The sequence below is a fragment of the Patulibacter minatonensis DSM 18081 genome (genome assembly GCF_000519325.1).
GTDB classification, from domain to species: Bacteria; Actinomycetota; Thermoleophilia; order Solirubrobacterales; family Solirubrobacteraceae; genus Patulibacter; species Patulibacter minatonensis.
Window position 1 is genome coordinate 4663842 of sequence record NZ_KI912613.1, and the last position, 18429, is coordinate 4682270.

General features: G+C 75.6%; 17 protein-coding genes. 6 read left to right on the forward strand and 11 right to left on the reverse strand.

All coding sequences use genetic code 11. From position 1 onward, the window contains the following. Positions 1-8: 8 nt before the first annotated feature. Positions 9-845: a phosphotransferase gene (locus tag PATMI_RS32355; protein ID WP_051472144.1), complete on the reverse strand. Its 837-nt coding sequence runs from the start codon at positions 843-845 to the stop codon at positions 9-11. Between the two features lie 83 nt (positions 846-928). On the opposite strand from PATMI_RS32355, the gene PATMI_RS0122025 reads away from it, so the two are divergent. Next, positions 929-1786, forward strand: coding sequence for an NAD(P)-dependent oxidoreductase (locus PATMI_RS0122025; RefSeq protein ID WP_026912474.1), 858 nt, complete (start codon positions 929-931; stop codon positions 1784-1786). 70 nt (positions 1787-1856) lie between these two features. Here PATMI_RS0122025 and metK read toward each other — a convergent pair whose 3' ends face one another. Genes metK through cmk form a run of 4 tightly spaced genes read right to left on the reverse strand, consistent with a single transcriptional unit; the run spans position 1857 to position 6750 of the window. Further along, the gene (gene metK, locus PATMI_RS0122030) at positions 1857-3077 is read right to left on the reverse strand and encodes a methionine adenosyltransferase (protein WP_026912475.1); all 1221 of its coding nucleotides are present in this window, start codon (positions 3075-3077) and stop codon (positions 1857-1859) included. Next, positions 3074-4618 (reverse strand): hypothetical protein, encoded by a 1545-nt coding sequence (locus tag PATMI_RS0122035; RefSeq protein ID WP_026912476.1) that lies wholly within the window; start codon positions 4616-4618, stop codon positions 3074-3076. Before PATMI_RS0122035 ends, metK begins: the two co-directional genes overlap by 4 nt. A 3-nt stretch (positions 4619-4621) precedes the next feature. After that, a complete protein-coding gene (gene der, locus PATMI_RS32360) occupies positions 4622-6103 on the reverse strand; it encodes a ribosome biogenesis GTPase Der (RefSeq protein WP_084270156.1) in 1482 nt (493 codons plus the stop codon). Beyond that, complete coding sequence (cmk, locus tag PATMI_RS0122045; RefSeq protein ID WP_051472145.1) at positions 6100-6750, reverse strand: (d)CMP kinase; 651 nt, start codon at positions 6748-6750, stop codon at positions 6100-6102. The genes der and cmk overlap by 4 nt, the downstream gene beginning before the upstream one ends. 186 nt (positions 6751-6936) lie before the next feature. On the opposite strand from cmk, the gene PATMI_RS0122050 reads away from it, so the two are divergent. Beyond that, positions 6937-8280: an MFS transporter gene (locus tag PATMI_RS0122050; RefSeq protein ID WP_084270157.1), complete on the forward strand. Its 1344-nt coding sequence runs from the start codon at positions 6937-6939 to the stop codon at positions 8278-8280. A 45-nt stretch (positions 8281-8325) separates the two neighbouring features. Here PATMI_RS0122050 and PATMI_RS32365 read toward each other — a convergent pair whose 3' ends face one another. Further along, the gene (locus PATMI_RS32365) at positions 8326-9225 is read right to left on the reverse strand and encodes an alpha/beta fold hydrolase (RefSeq protein WP_211241774.1); all 900 of its coding nucleotides are present in this window, start codon (positions 9223-9225) and stop codon (positions 8326-8328) included. Positions 9226-9358: 133 nt separating this feature from the next. Here PATMI_RS32365 and PATMI_RS35285 point away from each other — a divergent pair, with 133 nt between their 5' ends. Beyond that, the gene (locus tag PATMI_RS35285) at positions 9359-9979 is read left to right on the forward strand and encodes a class I SAM-dependent methyltransferase (RefSeq protein ID WP_084270159.1); all 621 of its coding nucleotides are present in this window, start codon (positions 9359-9361) and stop codon (positions 9977-9979) included. A gap of 24 nt (positions 9980-10003) precedes the next feature. Here the strand turns inward: PATMI_RS35285 and aroA are convergent, their stop codons facing one another. Both aroA and aroF read right to left on the reverse strand, forming a co-directional pair. Then, the gene (gene aroA, locus PATMI_RS0122065; RefSeq protein ID WP_026912479.1) at positions 10004-11305 is read right to left on the reverse strand and encodes a 3-phosphoshikimate 1-carboxyvinyltransferase; all 1302 of its coding nucleotides are present in this window, start codon (positions 11303-11305) and stop codon (positions 10004-10006) included. Positions 11306-11460: 155 nt separating this feature from the next. Next, on the reverse strand, positions 11461-12345 hold the full coding sequence (gene aroF, locus PATMI_RS32375; RefSeq protein WP_245604245.1) for a 3-deoxy-7-phosphoheptulonate synthase: 885 nt from the start codon (positions 12343-12345) through the stop codon (positions 11461-11463). Positions 12346-12837: 492 nt separating this feature from the next. Between aroF and PATMI_RS0122075 the strand changes: the two genes are divergently transcribed. The 3 genes from PATMI_RS0122075 to PATMI_RS35295 all read left to right on the forward strand — a co-directional run bounded on the left by PATMI_RS0122075 (position 12838) and on the right by PATMI_RS35295 (position 15643). Further along, complete coding sequence (locus tag PATMI_RS0122075) at positions 12838-13518, forward strand: response regulator transcription factor (RefSeq protein WP_026912480.1); 681 nt, start codon at positions 12838-12840, stop codon at positions 13516-13518. After that, complete coding sequence (locus PATMI_RS35290; protein ID WP_051472147.1) at positions 13515-14909, forward strand: sensor histidine kinase; 1395 nt, start codon at positions 13515-13517, stop codon at positions 14907-14909. The genes PATMI_RS0122075 and PATMI_RS35290 overlap by 4 nt, the downstream gene beginning before the upstream one ends. A gap of 128 nt (positions 14910-15037) precedes the next feature. Further along, positions 15038-15643, forward strand: a complete 606-nt coding sequence (locus PATMI_RS35295; protein WP_157260920.1) for a PepSY domain-containing protein — start codon at positions 15038-15040, stop codon at positions 15641-15643. A 15-nt stretch (positions 15644-15658) separates the two neighbouring features. Here PATMI_RS35295 and PATMI_RS32390 read toward each other — a convergent pair whose 3' ends face one another. The 3 genes from PATMI_RS32390 to PATMI_RS0122100 form a co-directional block, all read right to left on the reverse strand. Beyond that, positions 15659-16081 carry a hypothetical protein gene (locus tag PATMI_RS32390; RefSeq protein WP_051472149.1) on the reverse strand — a complete coding sequence of 141 codons (423 nt, stop codon included), beginning with the start codon at positions 16079-16081 and terminating at the stop codon, positions 15659-15661. 69 nt (positions 16082-16150) lie between these two features. After that, positions 16151-18013, reverse strand: a complete 1863-nt coding sequence (gene glsA, locus PATMI_RS32395; protein WP_211241775.1) for a glutaminase A — start codon at positions 18011-18013, stop codon at positions 16151-16153. A gap of 48 nt (positions 18014-18061) precedes the next feature. Then, the gene (locus tag PATMI_RS0122100; RefSeq protein WP_026912481.1) at positions 18062-18400 is read right to left on the reverse strand and encodes a hypothetical protein; all 339 of its coding nucleotides are present in this window, start codon (positions 18398-18400) and stop codon (positions 18062-18064) included. Between the last annotated feature and the right edge of the window lie 29 nt (positions 18401-18429).

Genomic DNA, 18429 nt, shown 5'->3' on the forward strand with positions numbered 1-18429 from the left:
CGGGGCGGTCAGCGCCGCCGCCGGCGGTCGTAGGCCCGCCAGACCTCGTCGTACACGTCGTGTGCGGCGAAGAACGGGGCGAGCGCCGCGTCGTCCTCCCAGCCGTAGCCGTCGAGGGCGTCGCGGACGACCTCGGGGCCCGCGCCGCGGCCGCGCAGGCTGAGGACGAGGCCCGCGACGTCCCAGTGCGCCGGGCCCCGGAACGTGTCCTCGAAGTCGTTCCAGACGAGCCCCGTCGGCGTCCGGAGCAGGTTGCTCAGCGAGACGTCCCCGTGGAGCGCCCGGGCCGGGAGCGTGGACGCGAAGACGTCGCCGCGGAGCTCGTCCAGGCGCGAGCCGAGCGCCGTGAGCGCCGTCGCCCCGCCCACGTCGGCGGGTTCCAGCACGTGGAGGAGCCGCTCGATCCGTCCGCGGAGGTCGTCGGCGGTGTCGAGGTCTCCGGGGAACGGCTCGAGCGCGTCGTGCAGGTCGCGCAGCGCCCGTCCGACCTGGCGCCCGCCGGTGGGCCGGACGGCGGGCCCGGTGTCCGGCACCCACCCGACGAGGGTCATCCAGAGGCCGTCCTGTTCGTGCGGGCCCGGCGCCGCGTCCGCGCAGGGTGCGACCGCCAGGCCGCTCGGGGCGAGGAACCGCAGGACCGCGAGCTCCCGCGCCAGCCACCCGCGCGGATCGGCGTGCAGTGCCACGGTCCCGGTCATCACCCGGGCAACGACCGGGGACGGCCGCAGGTGCACGAGCACGTTGCTCCCCGACGCGACGAGCACGGGGTCGTCGCACGGGATCCTCTGCGCGTCCGCGACCGCCCCGGCGGCACGGAGGGCACGGCGCTCGAGCTCGGCGGTCATCGGCCGAGGCTCGCAGACCCCGACGGGTACCGGGCGTGCAGGCCGCGGTCGTCGCCCGGCCGTCCACGACCCCTGGAGTCCCCATGCCCGCATCCCCCACCGTCGCCCTGCTCGGGACCGGCACGATGGGCGCCCCGATGGCGCGCAACCTGCTGCGCGCCGGACTCGCGGTCCGCGTCTGGAACCGCAGCCCCGAGAAGGCGCAGGCGCTCGGCGACGACGGGGCGGAGATCTCTGCCGATCCCGCCACCGCCGTCCGCGGCGCCGACGTCGTCGTGACGATGCTCGACGCCGCCGCCGCGGTCCGCGAGACGATCGCCGCCGCGGCCCCCGGGCTCACGCACGACCAGGTCTGGGTGCAGGCCAGCACCGTCGGCGTGGCCGGGACGCAAGGCCTCGCAGCGCTCGCCGAGGACCTCGGGCCGCGCTTCGTCGACGCGCCCGTGCTGGGCACCCTCGGCCCCGCGCAGGACGGCACCCTCGTGATCCTCGCCAGCGGGCCCGACGACGCGATCGACGTCGCCCAGCCCGTGTTCGACGCGGTCGGGTCGCGGACCATGCGGGTCGGCGCAGCCGGGGCGGGGACGCGCCTGAAGCTCGTCGCCAACTCGTGGGTGCTCGCGGTGACCGCCGCCACGGCCGAGGCGTTCGCGCTCGCGCAGGGGCTCGACCTCGACCCACGGCTGTTCGTCGAGGCGGTCTCGGGCGGTCCGCTCGACCTGCCGTACCTGCACGTGAAGGGCCAGTCGATGCTCGACGACGCCTACCCGACGGCGTTCTCGGTGAAGAACGCGCTGAAGGACGCGCGCCTCGTCGGCGACGCGGCCGACGGCGCCGGCGTCCGCAACGGCATCTCGGCCGTCGCCGCCGAGCACCTCGACCGCGCGCTGCAGGCGGGCCACGGCGAGGACGACATGGCGGCGCTCTTCAAGGGCGTCTGAGCGGGCCCGCCCCGGAACGACGACGGGCGCCGCAAGCGGCGCCCGTCGGTCCTGCGGAGTGCGCTCCCGGCTAGAGGCCGGCGGCCGCCTTCAGCTCGTCGACCTTGTCGAGCTTCTCCCACGTGAAGTCCGGGTCCTCGCGACCGAAGTGGCCGTACGCGGCCGTCTTCTGGAAGATCGGGCGGAACAGGTTCAGGTGGCGGCGGTAGGCCAGCGGGCGGAGGTCGAAGACCTCACGGACGGCCTTCTCGATCTTCGAGCGGTCGATCTTCTCGGTGCCGAACGTCTCGACGAGGATCGAGATCGGCTGCGCGACGCCGATCGCGTAGCTGACCTGGATCTCGGCGCGGTCGGCGAGGCCGGCCGCGACGACGTTCTTGGCGACCCAGCGCGTCGCGTACGCGGCGGAGCGGTCGACCTTCGAGGAGTCCTTGCCCGAGAACGCGCCGCCACCGTGGCGGGCGGCGCCGCCGTACGTGTCGACGATGATCTTGCGGCCGGTCAGGCCGGTGTCGCCGACGGGACCGCCGATGACGAAGCGACCCGTCGGGTTCACGAGGAACTCCGGCAGCAGGGTGTTCTCGTCGTAGAGCTCGCCCGGGAGGACGTGCTTGACGACGTGCTCCCAGAGGTCGGACTTGATCTGCTTCTGGTCCAGCACGTCCTCGGAGTGCTGCGTCGAGATCAGGAGCTTGTCGATCGAGACCGGCTTGCCGTCGCGGTAGCGGACGGAGACCTGAGTCTTCGCGTCCGGGCGCAGGTAGTCGAGGTCGCCGTCCTTGCGGACCTTCGCGAGACGCTCGGCGAGGCGGTGCGCGTTCTGGATCGCGACCGGCATGTACTCGGGGGTCTCGTTCGTCGCGTAGCCGAAGATGATGCCCTGGTCGCCGGCGCCCTCCACGTCGTACTCGTCGGCGGAGCCGCCCTTGGCCTCGGTCGCGTCGTCGACGCCCTGCGCGATGTCCGCGGACTGCGGGTCGATGGCGTTGAGGACGGCGCACGAGTCGAACGAGAACCCGAGGTCGCCGTGCGTGTAGCCGATCCCCTTGATCGTGTCGCGCGCGACCTGCTGCACGTCGATGTAGGCGTCGGTGCGGATCTCGCCCGAGACCACCACGAGGCCCGTGTTGACGAGGACCTCGCAGGCCACGCGGGCCTTCTCGACGTTGGAGTCGTTCGCGAGGACCGCGTCCAGGACACCGTCCGAGATCTGGTCGGCGACCTTGTCGGGGTGGCCCTCGGAGACGGACTCCGAGGTGAACAGGAACTCGTTATCGGCGTACTGGCTCATGGGATCCTGAGGTCGACGTCAAGGGTGTCCTCCCGCCCGTCCGTGCGCGAGCGCAGGCTGGCCGAGCGCACCCGTCGCAGGCCGTCCAGGAGGGCACGGTCCGCGCTCGAGAGGCTCCCGGCCGGCGGCGCGGCGACGCGCAGCAACAGCGAGAAGTCGAGAAAGCCTATCGACATGGCGACATTTGGCGTCCTCCCGTCGTCGCGGTCCCAGTCCACGCGATCGGTCAGGCGGGGACCGCCCGCGAGCACGGCCTCCGCCCCGGCGCGCGAGGTGTAGACGACCACGCGGTCGCCGTCGACGAGGTATCCGGCGCCCCCGCCCCCGGGCAGCCGGAGCGCCCACGAGCGTCGCCCGGCGACCCGGCGGACGTCGACGCGGCGGTCGCCGAGGGCGCGGGCGAGCCGGGGGCGCAGCCCCGCCAGCGCGGAGGCGGCCCGCCGGCCGTCCGTCACCGGGACGACGACCGTGACCGCCAGCCCGCGCGAGTCGGGGCCGGTCGCCCGGCCCTCGGCGTCGGGCCCGGGGGTGAGCACGACCTCCGAGGGGCTGCGCTGCGCGCCGACGACGTCGCGGCGCACCCGGCCGCCGGTGCGCACGTCGATCCGCTCGACCACGGACGAGAGGAGCGCCGCGACGTCCTCCGGCCCCTCGCCGCGGGACGCCGCGATCGCGTCCAGCACCCGCGAGGTGGTCGCCAGCGGGTCGGTCGTGAGGATCGTCCCGACGGCCCCCGACGGGGCGAGCACCGGCGTGGTCGCGGAGAACGGCCGGCTCCCGTTCGGCGCGGTGTCCGTGCGGACCACCAGTCGCGCCCCGTCGCCCGTCGGGGTCGCCCCGATCGCGATGCCCCCGAGGACCGGGCGGTCCAGCGCGGCGGCGATCGTCGCGGCGCCCCGCCCCCGCGTCGCCAGCACCCGCCGGACCCCGTCGGGCGACAGCCAGGCGGTGGCGAGGCGGTTCCGCGGCAGGCCGTCGACGAGGCGTCGCTGCAGCGGCAGCGCGGCGAGCGACCCGCGAGCGCCGGGAACTCCGAGCAGCGCCCGGGCCTGCCGGACGACCGTGGCCGGCCCGATCGCGAGGAACCGCCCGAGGCGTTGCACGGTGCGTCCCCCGCAGCGGCGGACGGGCCCCGCGTCGGTGCGCCGTCCCCCGCGCTCGACGAGCACGAGCGGCGCGGCGGGCCCCCCGTCGCGGACGCGGACCAGGGCGACGGTCACCTCGCGCGCGGACACGGGGACGGCCGGGCAGCCGCCGGGGATCAGCCCGTCGCGCAGACGGCCGAGGAGCGCCGTGCCGCCGGGCAGGTCGTCGAGGCGCCGCAGCGCGTCGTCGACCTGCGGCGTCGTCTGGTCCGCCGCGACCTCGACCGCGATCAGGGCGCCCTCGGGCACCAGGCGCAGCGACGCGCCGGACGGGCGCAGCGGCGGCTCCTCCTCGGCGCTGAGGAGGAGCACCACGCCGATCGCGGTCAGGAACACCGCGAGCGCCACCGCGGCGGCGATGCGTCGCCGCGACGGCCGTCGGGGCGCCCGGGGCATCGGTCAGTCGTCGTCGAGCGGTCCGTCGCCCGCGTCGATCCACGGGAGCAGGTCGAGCTCCGGGTCGACCTCGAACTCCTCGACCTCGGGGAGGTCCTCGTCCTCCGGGCCGAACTCGTCCTCGACCTCGGCCTCGATCACCTTGCGCTGGCGCCCCGGGGTCATCGAGACCTCGCTGCGCCGGGCGCGTCGCTCGTTGAAGTCGATGATCACCGGCACGCCGTCGAAGCCGAAGCGCGCGCGCAGCCGGTTCTCGACGAAGTACGCGTAGGAGCGCACCACGCGGCCGCGGTCGTTGACGGAGATCGCGAAGCGCGGCGGCTCCTCCCCGACCTGCGTGATGTAGAGCATCTTCAGGCGGTTGCCGCGGACCGCCGGCGGCTGCTTGGCCTCGACGACCTCGGCGAGGAACCGGTTCAGCTGCGACGTCGGGATGCGGCCCTTGCGGCGGTCGCCGAGCGAGATCGCCTCCGACAGCACGCGCTGGACGTTGCGGCCGGTCAGGCCGCTGGCCGTGAGGACCCGGGGCCGCAGGCGCAGCTTCTGCTGGACGTGCCCGCGCTCGTGCGCCAGGTCGTCGTCGCCCATGTTGTGCTCGTCCCACTTGTTCAGGACGAGCAGGGTGGAGCACCCGGCGTGCATCGCGAGCTCGGCGATGCGGAAGTCCTGGCTCGTGACGCCGTCGGCGGCGTCGCAGACGACGATCGCGACGTCGGCGCGGTCGACCGCCCGCTGGGAGCGGAGCGTCGTGTAGTACTCGACGGACTCCGAGACCTTCGACTGGCGCCGCATGCCGGCCGTGTCGACGATGACGATGTCCCGCCCGTCGACGTTGAGCGGCAGGTCGATCGCGTCGCGGGTCGTGCCCGCGACGTTCGAGACGATCGTCCGCTCGTCGCCGACGATGCGGTTGAACATCGTGGACTTGCCGACGTTCGGCCGGCCGATGATCGCCAGGCGCAGGACGTCCTCCGCGTGCTGGTCGCCGTCGCCGTCGGGGAGCGCCTCGACGATCCTGTCGAGCAGGTCGCCCGTGCCGAGGCCCTGGGCTGCGGAGACCGGCATCGGCTCGCCGAGGCCGAGGCCGTAGAACTCGGCAGCCTCGGGGATGTCCTTGCCGACGTCGATCTTGTTGGCCGCGACGATCTTCGGGCCCTTCCAGCGGCGCAGGATGTCGGCCAGCTCGGCGTCGCCCGGCCGCAGGCCCGACTTCGAGTCGACGACCATCACGACGACGTCGGCGGTCAGGAGCGACGCGCGGACCTGGTCGAGGATCGCGGCGGCCATCGGGTCCGGGTCGAGCGCGTCGACGCCGCCGGTGTCGACGAGCTCGAAGACCCGACCGTTCCACTCGGCCTCGAGGTGCTTGCGGTCGCGGGTGATGCCGGCCCGCTCGTGGACGACGGCCTCGCGCCGGCCGGTGAGCCGGTTGACGAGCGACGACTTGCCGACGTTGGGGAAGCCGACGACGGCGACCTGTCTCATGCGGGGGTGTCCTTCGGGGTGGTCGCGGAGCTCCGGACGTCGTCCACGAGCACGGCGATCCGGGTGACGACCTCGTCGAACGCGAGACCGGTGGTGTCGACGAGGACCGCGTCGTCGGCCTGCTTCAGGGGCGAGGCCTCCCGCGTGCTGTCGCGCTCGTCGCGCTCGCGCAGGTCGGCGAGCTCCTCCTCCAGGGAGCGCCCGGTCTGCGCCGCCCGGCGCCCGGCGCGCTCCTCGTCGGAGGCGGTGAGGAAGATCTTCAGCTCGGCGTCGGGGCGCACGACGGTGCCGATGTCGCGCCCCTCGGCGACCCAGTCGCCGCGCTGCGTCAGGGCGCGCTGGCGCTCGACGAGGTTCTCGCGGACGGCCGTGTCCGTGGCGACCTCGGACGCCCGCTGGCTGACCGCCGGCGTGCGGATGGCCTCGGTCGCGTCCATGTCGTCGAGCAGCACGCGCTCGCCGTCGAAGTCGATCGCGAGGTCCTCGACCGGCCGCTTGTGGGCGGCGGACTCGTCCTGGACGCGGGCGAGCGCGACGCAGCGGTACATGGCCCCCGTGTCCAGGTAGGTGAACGACAGGTGGGCGGCGACGGCGCGCGCCACGGTGGACTTCCCGGCCCCTACTGGGCCGTCGATCGCGACGAGCATCCGTCCGAGGATAGAGCGGTCGTCCGTGACGGTGCCCGGCCGTGCCGGGTGGGCGTCGCGTCCGAGCGCGGGCCGCCCGCGACCCGCGACCACGCGGGAGGCGGGCCCGGTTCGAACCCCGGGGTGACCGCCGAACGCCCGCGTCCGGCCGGGGTCGCCCGCGCTCCCGCGCTACAACAGGTGCCCGTGCGCGCGCTCCGTCCCCTCCGCCACCGGGAGTTCCGGCTCCTGTGGTCGGGGCTCGCGGTCTCGCTCGTCGGCGACGGGCTGTGGCTCGTGGCGATCGCGTGGCAGGTCATCGAGCTCGGCGGCGGCCCGGTGCAGCTCTCGATCGTCACGACGCTGTTCGCGGTCGGGCTGGTGTCCTGCGTGCTCCTCGGCGGCGTCGTCGCCGACCGGGTCTCCCGCCGGCGCGTGATGCTGGCCGCCGACGTCGTCCGCGGGGTCGCGACGCTGTCGCTCGGCCTCCTCGCCGTGACCGGGGCGCTCGAGCTGTGGCACCTGGCCGTCGGGGGCTTCGCGATCGGGGCGGCGGAGGCGTTCTTCGTACCGGCGTTCACCGCTCTGGTGCCGCAGCTCCTGCCGGCCGACGAGCTGCTGGCCGCCAACGGCCTCGAGGGCGTGGTCCGGCCGCTGGCCGTGCAGTCGGCGGGGCCGGCGCTCGGCGGGCTGCTCGTCGCCGCCTCGGATCCCGGGGTGGCGATGCTCGTCAACGCCGGGACGTACGTCGCGTCGGTCGGGTTCCTGCTGGCGATGCGGCCGGTGCCGGCGCCGGAAGGGCCCGGTGCCGGGGTCGTCGCCGGTCCGGCGGTCGTCGCGGCGAGCGGGCTCCCGGCGGGGGCCGCCCGACCGGTTCCGACCGGACCGCCCGCGGGGGCCGGACGGTCCGCGGGACTGCGGTCCGTCGTCTCCGAGATGGCCGAGGGGGCGCGGTACGTCCGGTCGCAGCGGTGGCTCTGGAGCACGCTGCTGTTCGCGATGGTCGCCATCCTCTTCCTGCTCGGCCCGCTCGAGGTGCTGCTGCCGTTCGCGGTCCGCGACCAGACCGGCGGCGGTTCGTCGGAGTACGGGCTCCTGCTCGCGGTCTACGGGGTGTCGTCGGCGCTGGGCGCGCTCGCGATCTCGTCGCGGCCGCTGCCGCGCCGGTACATGACGGCGATGCTGGTCGGCTGGGGCCTCGGGACGCTGCCGATCGCCGCGATCGGGTTCCTCGACGCGCTGTGGGCGATGGCGCTCGTCCTCGTCGTGACGGGAGCCTGCGACGCCGTCGGCCAGGTGGTGTGGGGCACGCTCCTGCAGCGCCGGGTCCCGGCGCGCCTGCAGGGACGCGTCGCGAGCCTCGACTGGTTCGTGTCGCTCGGCCTGCTGCCGGTGTCGATGGCGCTCGCCGGACCGGCCGGCGAGCTCGTCGGCGTGACCGCGGTGTTCGTCGTCGCGGGCGTGATGACCGCGGTCTCCGGGCTCGGGGTCCTGTTCGTGCTCGGGCTGCGGCGCGACGAGCTGGAGCACCCGCTCGACGACCCGGCGTGATCCCGGGTCGGGCGCTGGGCGCGGCGACTCCCTTCCAGGCCCGGGTCAGGCGCAGTGGTCCGCGATCGCCGTGGCGACCTCGGCGGGGCGGTCCTCGACGAGGAAGTGCGACGCGTCGACCGCGTGGCCGGTGAGCTCGCCGCACCACGGGCGCCAGACCTCGAGGACGTCGCCGTAGAGCACCTCGAGCGCCCCGCGGGAGCCCCAGAGCGCCAGGGTCGGGCACGCGATCCGCCGCCCGGCCTCGCGGTCGGCCGCGTCGTGCTCGCGGTCGACCGTCGCGCCGGCGCGGTAGTCCTCGCAGATCGTGGTGCGGAACCCCGGGTCGTCGAGCTGCGCCCGGTAGGCGGCGAGGACCGCGGGCGGGTAGTGGTCCCCGTCCGCCGGGTCGATCCCCATCCGCGTCACGTGCGCGTCCCAGAACGCCTCGGGTGCGCCGCCGATCAGGGCCTCCGGCAGGGGCGCCGGCTGGGCGAGGAACGGCCAGTGCCAGTAGGCGATCGCCATGCGGTCGTCGGCGCGCTCCCAGACCTCGACGGTCGGCACGACGTCGAGCACGCAGAGCCGCGCGACCCGGTCCGGCAGGTCGAGGGCCATCCGGTACGCGACCCGCGCGCCGCGGTCGTGACCCGCGACCGCGAAGCGCTCGTGCCCGAGCGCCGTCATCACGTCGGCGAGCGCCGCGCCCCAGGTCCGCTTGGCGTGCGGCAGGTGGTCGTCGTGCGCCGCGGGCCGCTCCGAGGCGCCGTAGCCCGGGAGGTCGCACGCGACCACGGTGAACCGCTCGGCGAGCAGCGGCGCGGCCGCGTGCCACATCAGGTGCGTCTCCGGGTAGCCGTGCAGCAGCAGCAGCAGCGGCGGGCCGGCACCGCCGACCGCGGCGCGCACCGTGCCGTGGCGCGTCGGCACGTCGTGGAGGTCGAGGCCGTCGATCGCCGGGGTCACCGGCACCCCGTACCCGCACCGCGCGGCGGCGACCGGCGTGCCGGCCCGAGGCGCGCGGACAGGTGCCCCGCCGGTCGGCGGGGACGGGACCCGGCCGCGCGTGCGATCCCGCCCCGGCGGGCACCGGAGCACCATGCCGTTCGCCGTCGACGCCGCGACCCACGCCTACTACGACCTGCGGGCGGGCGAGTACGACGACTGGTTCGACGGGTCGGGGATGTTCGCCGACCGCGTCCGTCCCGGGTGGACCGAGGAGCTCGACCGGCTCGTCCGCGCCCTCGGCGCCCTGCCGCCCGCCCGGACGGTCGACCTCGCCTGCGGCACCGGGTACTTCACGCGGTACCTGCGGGGCCTGCTGATCGGCGTGGACCAGAGCGCCGAGATGGTCCGGTTGACGCAGGAGCGCCTGCCCGAGGGCCTGGCGGTGGTCGGCGACGCACTGGCCGCGCCGTTCGCCGACGGCGTCTTCGACCGGGTCTTCACCGGACACTTCTACGGCCACCTCGACGACGAGGAGCGCGCCGCGTTCCTCCGCGAGGCCCGGCGGCTCGGCAGCGAGCTGGTCGTCGTCGACTCCGCGCTGCGGGACGGCGTCGAGCCCGCGGGGTGGCAGACCCGGACGCTCAGCGACGGGTCCGAGCACCGCGTCTACAAGCGCTACCTCGACGGCGACGTCCTCGCGGAGGAGATCGGCGGCGAGGTCCTGCTGGACGGCGACTGGTTCGTCGTCGCCCGCGCGCGCTGGGACGTCTAGGCCGGGGGGCGCGGCCGGCGCCGTCTACCGGCGCTGCAGCCGTGCGACGTGGTCGCCGAAGCCCGGGTAGGAGACCTCGGCGGCCTCCATCCCGACGACGGTGACGCCCTCGCGCGATGCCAGCCCTGCGACGGCGCCGAGCATCGCCAGGCGGTGGTCGCCGTGCGCCTCGATCGTGCCGCCGCGGATGCCGGTGCCGCCCTGGACGACGAAGCCGTCGTCGGTGGCCTCGATCTCCGCGCCGAGCCCGCGCAGGCCGTTCACGACGGTCGCGATGCGGTCGGACTCCTTGTGCTTGAGCTCCTCGGCACCGCGGACGACGGTCTCGCCCTCCGCGAAGCAGCCGAGCAGCGCGACGAGCGGCAGCTCGTCGATCACCAGCGGGACCTCCTCGGCCTCGACCGTCGTGGCCTTCAGCGGGCCGTGCGCGACGTCGAGGTCGGCGACCGGCTCCTCGCCGGGGACGACGCCGTCCTGACGCCGCTCCCGCTCGCCGACGACCACGGCGCCCATGCGCTGGAGGACGTCGAGGATGCCGGTGCGGGTCCAGTTGACGTTCACGCCCTCGATCAGCAGCCGGGATCCGCGGACGAGGACGCCGGCGACGATCGGGAAGGCGGCCGAGGAGACGTCGCCGGGGACGTGGATGTCCTCGACGGTCAGCTCGTCGACGTGGCCGACGGTGATGCGGTCGCCGTCCCGCCACAGCGGGACCCCGAGGCGCGACAGCAGGCGCTCCGTGTGGTCGCGCGAGGCGACGGGCTCGACCACGGTCGTGCCGCCGTCGGCCAGCATGCCGGCGAGCAGCACGCAGCTCTTGACCTGCGCGGAGGCCACCGGCAGCTCGTAGGTGATGCCCCGCAGCTGGGTGCCGTGGACGGTGAACGGCGGGAGCCGGCCGTCGGTGGCCTCGATGTTGGCGCCCATGAGGCGCAGCGGCTCGGCGATCCGGTCGACGGGGCGGCGGCGGATCGAGGCGTCGCCGTCGAAGCGGAACGAGCGGCCGTCCTGCCCCGCCAGCCAGCCGGGCAGCAGCCGCATGAGCGTGCCCGCGTTGCCGACGTCGATCGTCTCGCCGTGCGCGTCCGGGGTGCGCATGCCGACGCCGCGCAGGACGACGCGGTCGCCGTCGCGCTGCACGATCGTGCCGAGCGTCCGCATCGCCTCCAACGTCGAGAGGGTGTCCTCGGCGGCGAGGTAGTTCGTGACCACGACGGGCTCGGACGCCATGGCGCCGACCATCGCTGCGCGGTGGCTGATCGACTTGTCGGCGGGCGGCGTCAGCCGGCCCTTGAGCGGCCCCGAGGGGTCGAAGCGGACGTCCATCCGGTGGTGGTCCTTCGCTGGTGCGGTGGGGGTGGTCGACCGCCGCCCCGCGCGGGCCGGGCGGCGGATGGATCCTACGGGGCCGTCGCCGGATCCCGCGCCCCGCGGGATCCGGACGGGCGGGAGCCCTGTACGCCCGGACAGGGCGGGCGGCGTCAGGCCGGCACGGCCACCGGTGCCGGGACGCGCCCGGCCAGAGCCGCGACCGCCTCGACCTGCCGCAGGTACGCGCCGAACTCGTCGGCGCGGAGCTGCTGCGGGCCGTCGCAGACCGCGTTGTCGGGGTCCGGGTGGGTCTCGACGATCAGACCGTCGGCGCCGGCCGCGGCGGCGGCCATCGACAGCGGCAGCACGAGGTCGCGGCGACCGGCCGCGTGGGACGGGTCCACGACGACGGGCAGGTGCGTCAGGCCCTTCAGGACCGGGACGGCGGCGATGTCGAGCGTGAAGCGGGTCGACGTCTCGTAGGTGCGGATGCCGCGCTCGCAGAGGATCACGTTCGGGTTGCCCTGCGCCAGCACGTACTCGGCGGACATCAGGAGCTCCTTGAGCGTCGCCGCCAGCCCGCGCTTGATGAGCGCCGCGGTCCCGCTGCGCCCGATCTCGGTGAGCAGCGGGTAGTTCTGCATGTTCCGGGCGCCGACCTGGACGACGTCGGCGACCTCGCAGACGGCCTCGACGTCGCGAACGTCCGTCAGCTCGGTCACGATCGGGAGGCCGGTCTCCTCCTTCGCGCGCCGGAGGATGTCGAGCCCCTCCTGCCCCAGGCCCTGGAAGCTGTAGGGCGAGCTGCGCGGCTTGTACGCCCCGCCGCGGAAGAGCTGGACGCCAGCGTCCCGCACGATCCGCGCGGTCGACAGCGTCTGGTCCGCGGACTCGACGGTGCACGGCCCGGCGATCGTCGCGAACGCCCCGCCGCCGATCCGTCGTCCGCCGATCTCGAGGGTCGTCTCGCGTCCTCCGGTCGCCTGCAGGGATCCCAGGCGGTACGGGACCTCGCGGACCCCCTCGGCGGGTGCTGCGGTCGTCTTGGTGCTCATCGTTCGTCGTTCCTCCCGGACGCCCGGTCGGGCCTCTGCCCACGGTACGTCCGTCGTCATCGGATGGGTTGGATCACCGTCCCGTCGGCGAGGGTGAGGGGTCCGGCACCCGATCGACCACCCCGCGGGAGAGGGGCGGATGCGCGCCCCGGAGACCTACGAGGACACGACGACCGAGGGCCTAGCGAAATCGCCAGGAGCGCCACGCGTACGAGGCCACGGAGGCCACGTCGGGGCGCGGGGCGACGACCGGGGAGTACTCGGCTGCGGAAGGCAGGGCTCGAGGGGCGGTCGTCGACATCGACCCGGCGATCGTAGCGCACCGGTCCGCGATGGTCACGGGCCTGCGCGACGCGAGGGAGGGAACGGCGGGGCCGGGACCGTCGACCGGCCACCCGGCCCTTCGGCGCACTGCCGGGTCGGCCACCGCGTGCCCCGCGGACGAGCGCCGACGCGCCACCGTCGGACGCCGAGCGACTACCGTCCTCCCCCGTGCGCCTGCTGATCGTCGAGGACGAGGCGAAGCTCGCCGCGCTCCTCGCGCGGGGCTTCCGCGAGTCCGGCCACGCGGTCGATCTGGCCGGCACCGGCGAGGAGGCCCTCTGGCGTGCCGGCTCGACGGCCTACGACGTGGTCGTCCTCGACGTCGGGCTGCCCACGATCGACGGCTTCGAGACCTGCCGGCGGCTGCGGGCCGACGGCGTTCGCACCCCCGTCCTGATGCTGACCGCACGGGACGGCGTCGACGACCGGATCGCCGGCCTCGACGGCGGCGCGGACGACTACCTCGTCAAGCCGTTCGACCTCGGGGAGCTCGAGGCGCGGCTGCGGGCGCTCGTCCGGCGCGGGCAGGTCGCGCTCGACCCGGTCCTGACCGTCGGCCCGCTGCGGCTGGACCCCGCCGGGCGACGCGCCTGGCACGGCGACGAGGAGCTCGGGCTCTCGGCGAAGGAGTTCGCCCTGCTCGAGGTGCTGATGCGTCGGCCCGGGGAGGCGCTGGACCGCCGCGCGCTGCTGGAGGCCGCGTGGGACGACGCCTACGACCCGCGCTCGAACGTCGTCGACGTCTACGTCGGCTACCTGCGCCAGAAGGTCGACCGGCCCTTCGGGACGGCGCTGATCGCCACGGTGCGGGGCGTCGGCTACCGGCTCGATGCGGAGGCCGGGGCGTGAGCCGGCTGTCCGTGCGCCTGCGGGTCGTCGTGGCCTCGACCGTCGCGATGGCGGTGGTCCTCGTGGCCCTCGGCGCGTTCCTGCGCGGCCAGGTCGCCGGCGGGCTCGACGACGCGCTCGGGCGGACGCTCGACGCCCGGCTCGCCGACGTCACCGGCTCGCTGGCCGCCGGGCGCTCGGCCCGCGCGGCGGTCCCGGCGGGCGAGGCCGACGAGGACACCGTCGTCGTGCAGGTCCTGGACCGCTCCGGCCGGGTGCTGGCGGCCAGTCCGGGGCTGGCGGGGTCGCCGCTCCTCCGGGCCGGGGAGCTGCGGGAGGCCGCCGACGACGACGTGACGATCGACCGCCGCGACGTCGGGGTCCGCGACGACGACGGCGACACCGACGCGTTCGCGGCCCGCCTGCGGGCGACGCCGGTCGACGACGACCGCGCGGACCTGCCGATCGTCGTGGCGGCCACCGGCGTCGCCGACCGGGACGCCGCGGTCCGGTCGCTCGACACCGCGCTCGCGATCGGTCTGCCCGTCGCGATCCTCCTGTCGGCCGCGCTCGGCTGGGCGCTCGCGCGCGGGGCGCTGCGTCCCGTCGAGGCGATGCGCCGGCGCGCGGACGGGATCGCGGGCCCGTCGGACGAGCGGCTGCCGGTGCCGCGTTCGCGGGACGAGATCGCGCGGCTGGGCCGGACGCTGAACGCGATGCTCGACCGCCAGGCCGCGGGGTTCCGGCGGGAGCGGGCGTTCGCCGCCGACGCCAGCCACGAGCTGCGGACCCCGCTGACGGTCCTGCGCACCGAGCTCGACCTCGCCACGCGCGGGGAGCGCGACGCCGGCGAGCTGCGGGCCGCCCTGGCGTCGGCGTCCGACGAGACCCGCCGGCTCGAGCGGCTCGCCGACGACCTGCTCGTGCTCTCGCGCGCCGAGAGCGGGCGCCCCGACCCGCCCGCCGAGGTCCCGGTCCGCCACCTGCTCGAGGCCGTGCGCGACCGCTTCTCCGGGGCGTTCGCCGCGGAGGACCGGAGCCTCGAGGTGGTGCTCGACGTGGCCGACCCGCGCGTCGTCACCGGGCGTTCCGGCGACCTGGACCGTGCGCTCTCGGGGCTCGTCGTGAACGCGCTCCATCACGGCGGCGGGGAGACGGAGCTGCGGGTCGCGGCGTCCGGGGACGGACGCGTCGCGTTCCACGTGCTCGATCGCGGACCGGGGGTCCCGACGGACCTCCGGGGCCGGGTCTTCGACCGCTTCGTCACGGGAGCCGGGGACCGGCGGGAGCGGCGCGGCACCGGGCTCGGGCTCGCGATCGTCGCCGCGGTGGCCGCGTCCCACGGCGGCCGCGCGGACGTCGAGGATCGGACCGGCGGTGGCACCGACGCGTGGTTCTCGGTCGCCGGGTGAGGGCCGGGGTCGCCGCGCGGGGCTCTCATCGAACACTCATCAGCCGCTCCCTAGCGTGGGGACCACGGCGCACCCACCCGCCCCGCGGGACGGGGGTGCGCCGCCCCCACCCGACCGAGGAGCACCCGATGATCCGCCCCCGCACCGCCCTGACCGTCACCGCGATCGCCGCCGTCACCGCGGCCGGCGGTGTGGCCGTCGCCGGCGCCGTCGACCGTCCGGGGGACCCCGCTCCCACGCCGGCCGCGTCGGCCCCGATCGCGGCGGCCCCGGCGGTGTCCGGCAGCGCCGCCCTCCCCCGCGCAGCGCGGACCGGCGACGACGGCCTCACGCACGCCCAGGCGTCGAAGGCGCGCGCCGCGGCCCTGCGCGCCGTGCCCGGCCGCGCGACGTCGATCGACCGCGACGCCGACGGCGGCCCGGTGACGTACGACGTGACCGTGATCACCAGGGCGAACCGGGCGCGCGAGGTCCACCTGAGCTCCCGGTTCCGCGTGCTGCGCACCACCGCGGAGGACCGCGACGGGCTGACCTACGCGGCGGCCGGCCGGGCGTCGAGCGCCGCCGGCAGGGCCGTCCGCGGCGTCGTCACCGGGATCGAGGTCGAGGACGAGGGTCGCGCGCGGTACGAGGTCGAGGTCCTGACGTCGCGGTCGACCGAGCGCGTCGTCCGCCTGTCGTCGTCGTTCTCCGTCGTCACCGGCTCCGCCGGGGACGACGACGGCGACGACTGACCCGCCCGCGGCGCGTCAGGCGCGGCGCGCCCGCGGCGCCCCGTCGACCACCGGTGCGCGGAGCAGCTGCGACCGGAGCGCCGCGGTGACGTGGCGACGGTCGGCGACCTCGTCCCGCGCGTCCTCGTCGACGTCCTCGTCCAGCGCGCCGAAGGGGCCCTGCTCCCAGCGGTCGAGGTCGTCGCCGCGGCCGATCGCGCGGACCGCCCGGTCGCGGACGTCGGTCTCCAGCGCACCCGTCCGCAGCTGCAGCGCGGCCAGCGCGATCCAGAACGCGGCGGCCAGGGCGACGGAGCCCGCGACCTCGTCCAGCCACTCCTCCACGAGCCGCTTCGTCGCCCGTGCCGGTGAGGCCCCGCCGGCGAGGGCGGCCTCCCAGTCACCGCGGACGTCCGCGGCCAGGTCGTCGTCGAACAGGCCGGATTCCCAGGCGTCCATCGTGAGGCGACCGTAGGCGCCGGGCGGGTGATCCCGTGGGAACGTTCGGTGACTTCTCGGGCGGGGGCGTCAGGCGGGCGCGGGCACCGGGGCGTCCCCGCCGTGCTGCGGTGCGGCCCCTGCGACCCGGCGCAGCGCGATCGCGGCGGCGGCCCGGTCGTCCGTCTCGAAGATCCGGGCGATCACGCCCTCGACGACGCCGAGGCGGACCGCCGGGTCCTCGGTGCCGAGCGCGGCGAAGGCGTCGGGGTCGAGCACGAGCAGGTCGACGTGCCCGTCGGCGTGCACGTCGGCGGCGTGCGGCTGTCCGGCGACGAGGGCGAGCTCGCCGAAGCTCATCCCCGCCGACAGGGTCGCGACGCGACGCGGCCGGCCGTCGGGCCCGTCGACGCTGACGGTGACCCGGCCGGAGAGCACGAGGTGGATCCCGACCGGCGGGTCGCCGCGGCGGGCGAGGACGTCGCCGGCGGACGCGGTGCGCGGACGCAGGTGCGCGCGCAGCACCTCGAGCTGCGCGGCGTCGAGGCGGGCGACGAGCGGGTGGTCCTCGAGCGCGACCCGCTCCAGGCGGCAGGACGCGGTGCCGTGGCGGGCGAGCAGCTCGTCCTCGCACCACTCCACCGCACCGTCCAGGCCGCCGTGGCGGGGCGGCCACGACTGGTCGTCGTGCTCGGGCTCGGGGAGCACGCCGTCGGGGTCGACGATCGAGACCTCGCAGCCGGACTCGCGCAGCCGCGAACGCAGCTCGCCGAGCATCCGCCGGGCGACGCTCGCGACCTCGTCGACGCGGCGCAGGTCGAGGACGAGCAGCTCGAGGTCGTCGCTGCGGCGTGCGATCTCGCGGACCACCGTCTCGGCGCCGGCGAAGCGGAGGTCGCCGTGCAGCGCGTAGATCCGGGCGCGGCGGCCGTGCTCGCGGAGGACCTCCTCCTCCTCGGGCGTCCGGCGCCGTCGGGAGGGCCGGTCGACGAGGTCCCAGGACGCGCGGACCGCGGAGCGGGCGCCGCGGGAGACGTGGAGGAAGTGGAGCTCGAGCTCGCGGGAGAGCCGGCGGCAGGCCTCGACGCCGCGGACGCTGTTGCCGTGCTCGTCCAGGCGCGGCGAGAAGACCGCGACGCCGATCTGGCCGGGCAGCACCGCGAGGACGCCGCCGCCGACGCCGCTCTTCGCGGGCATCCCGACGCCGGAGACCCAGTCGCCGGCGCCGTCGTACATCCCGCACGTCGTCATCACGGAGAGCACCCGCTCGACGAGGTGCGGCGCGAGCACCTGCTCGCCGGTCAGGGGCTGGATCCCGTTGTTCGCGAGGGTCGCGGCCATCAGCGCCAGGTCGCGGGCGTCGACGAGCAGCGAGCACTGGCGGAAGTAGCGGTCGACGACGGGCTCGGGGTCGTCCTCGAGGATCGCGACGGTGCGCAGCATGTGGCCGATCGCGCGGTTGCGGTGACCGGTCCGGAGCTCGGAGGCGTAGACCTGCTCGTCGAGCGCGAGCTCCCGGCCCGCCCACTGCGAGTAGGCGCGGCGGACCCGCTCGAACGTGTCGGCGTCGTCCGTGCCGTCGACGAGGGACGCCGCCGTGATCGCCCCCGCGTTGATCATCGGGTTGCGCGGTCGCCCGGACTCGGGGTCGAGGCTGATCTCGTTGAACGCATCACCCGACGGCTCCACGCCGACCTTCGCGTCGACGGCGTCGAGCCCGCGGTCGGCGAGCGCCAGACCGTAGGTGAACGGCTTGGAGATCGACTGGATCGTGAACGGCACCCGCGAGTCGCCGGCCTCGTAGACGAAGCCGTCGGCGCTGGCGACGCAGATCCCGAAGCGGTCGGGATCGGCCGCCGCCAGCTCGGGGATGTAGTCCGCGACCGCGCCGGAGCGGTCGGCGGAGCAGTCCCCCATGATCGAGTCGAGGTAGTCCTGGACGACGGAGCGCACCGCCGGAACCTAGTCGACCGCCGGAGCCTCGTCGCCGGGCGGACCCGATCAGCGCGGGAGTCCGCCGGAGCAGCCCCGGCGGGCGGCCACCCGGGTCGGCTCGTCCCACTCGCCCCAGTACGCCCTGGCGTACTCGTCGGCGATCGCCCGCCGGGAGGGGTGCTTGCCGCGGTCCATGTCGTAGACGATGTCGGCGCGGTCCTCCGCGCACGCGAAGAACGAGGACTCGCAGGTCTCCCTGCGCGGCGTGGGGAACTGCCGGCACCGCAGGCTCGCCGGGTCGTCCGCCGCGACGGGCCGCGGCTTCGGGGCGTCGGATCCGCCGCAGCCGGCGGCGGCGAGGGCGACGGACGTCGCGGCGGCGAGGAGGAGGGGACGGGGCTGCACGTCGAGCGGGGGCCGGTGGTCCGGGCCGA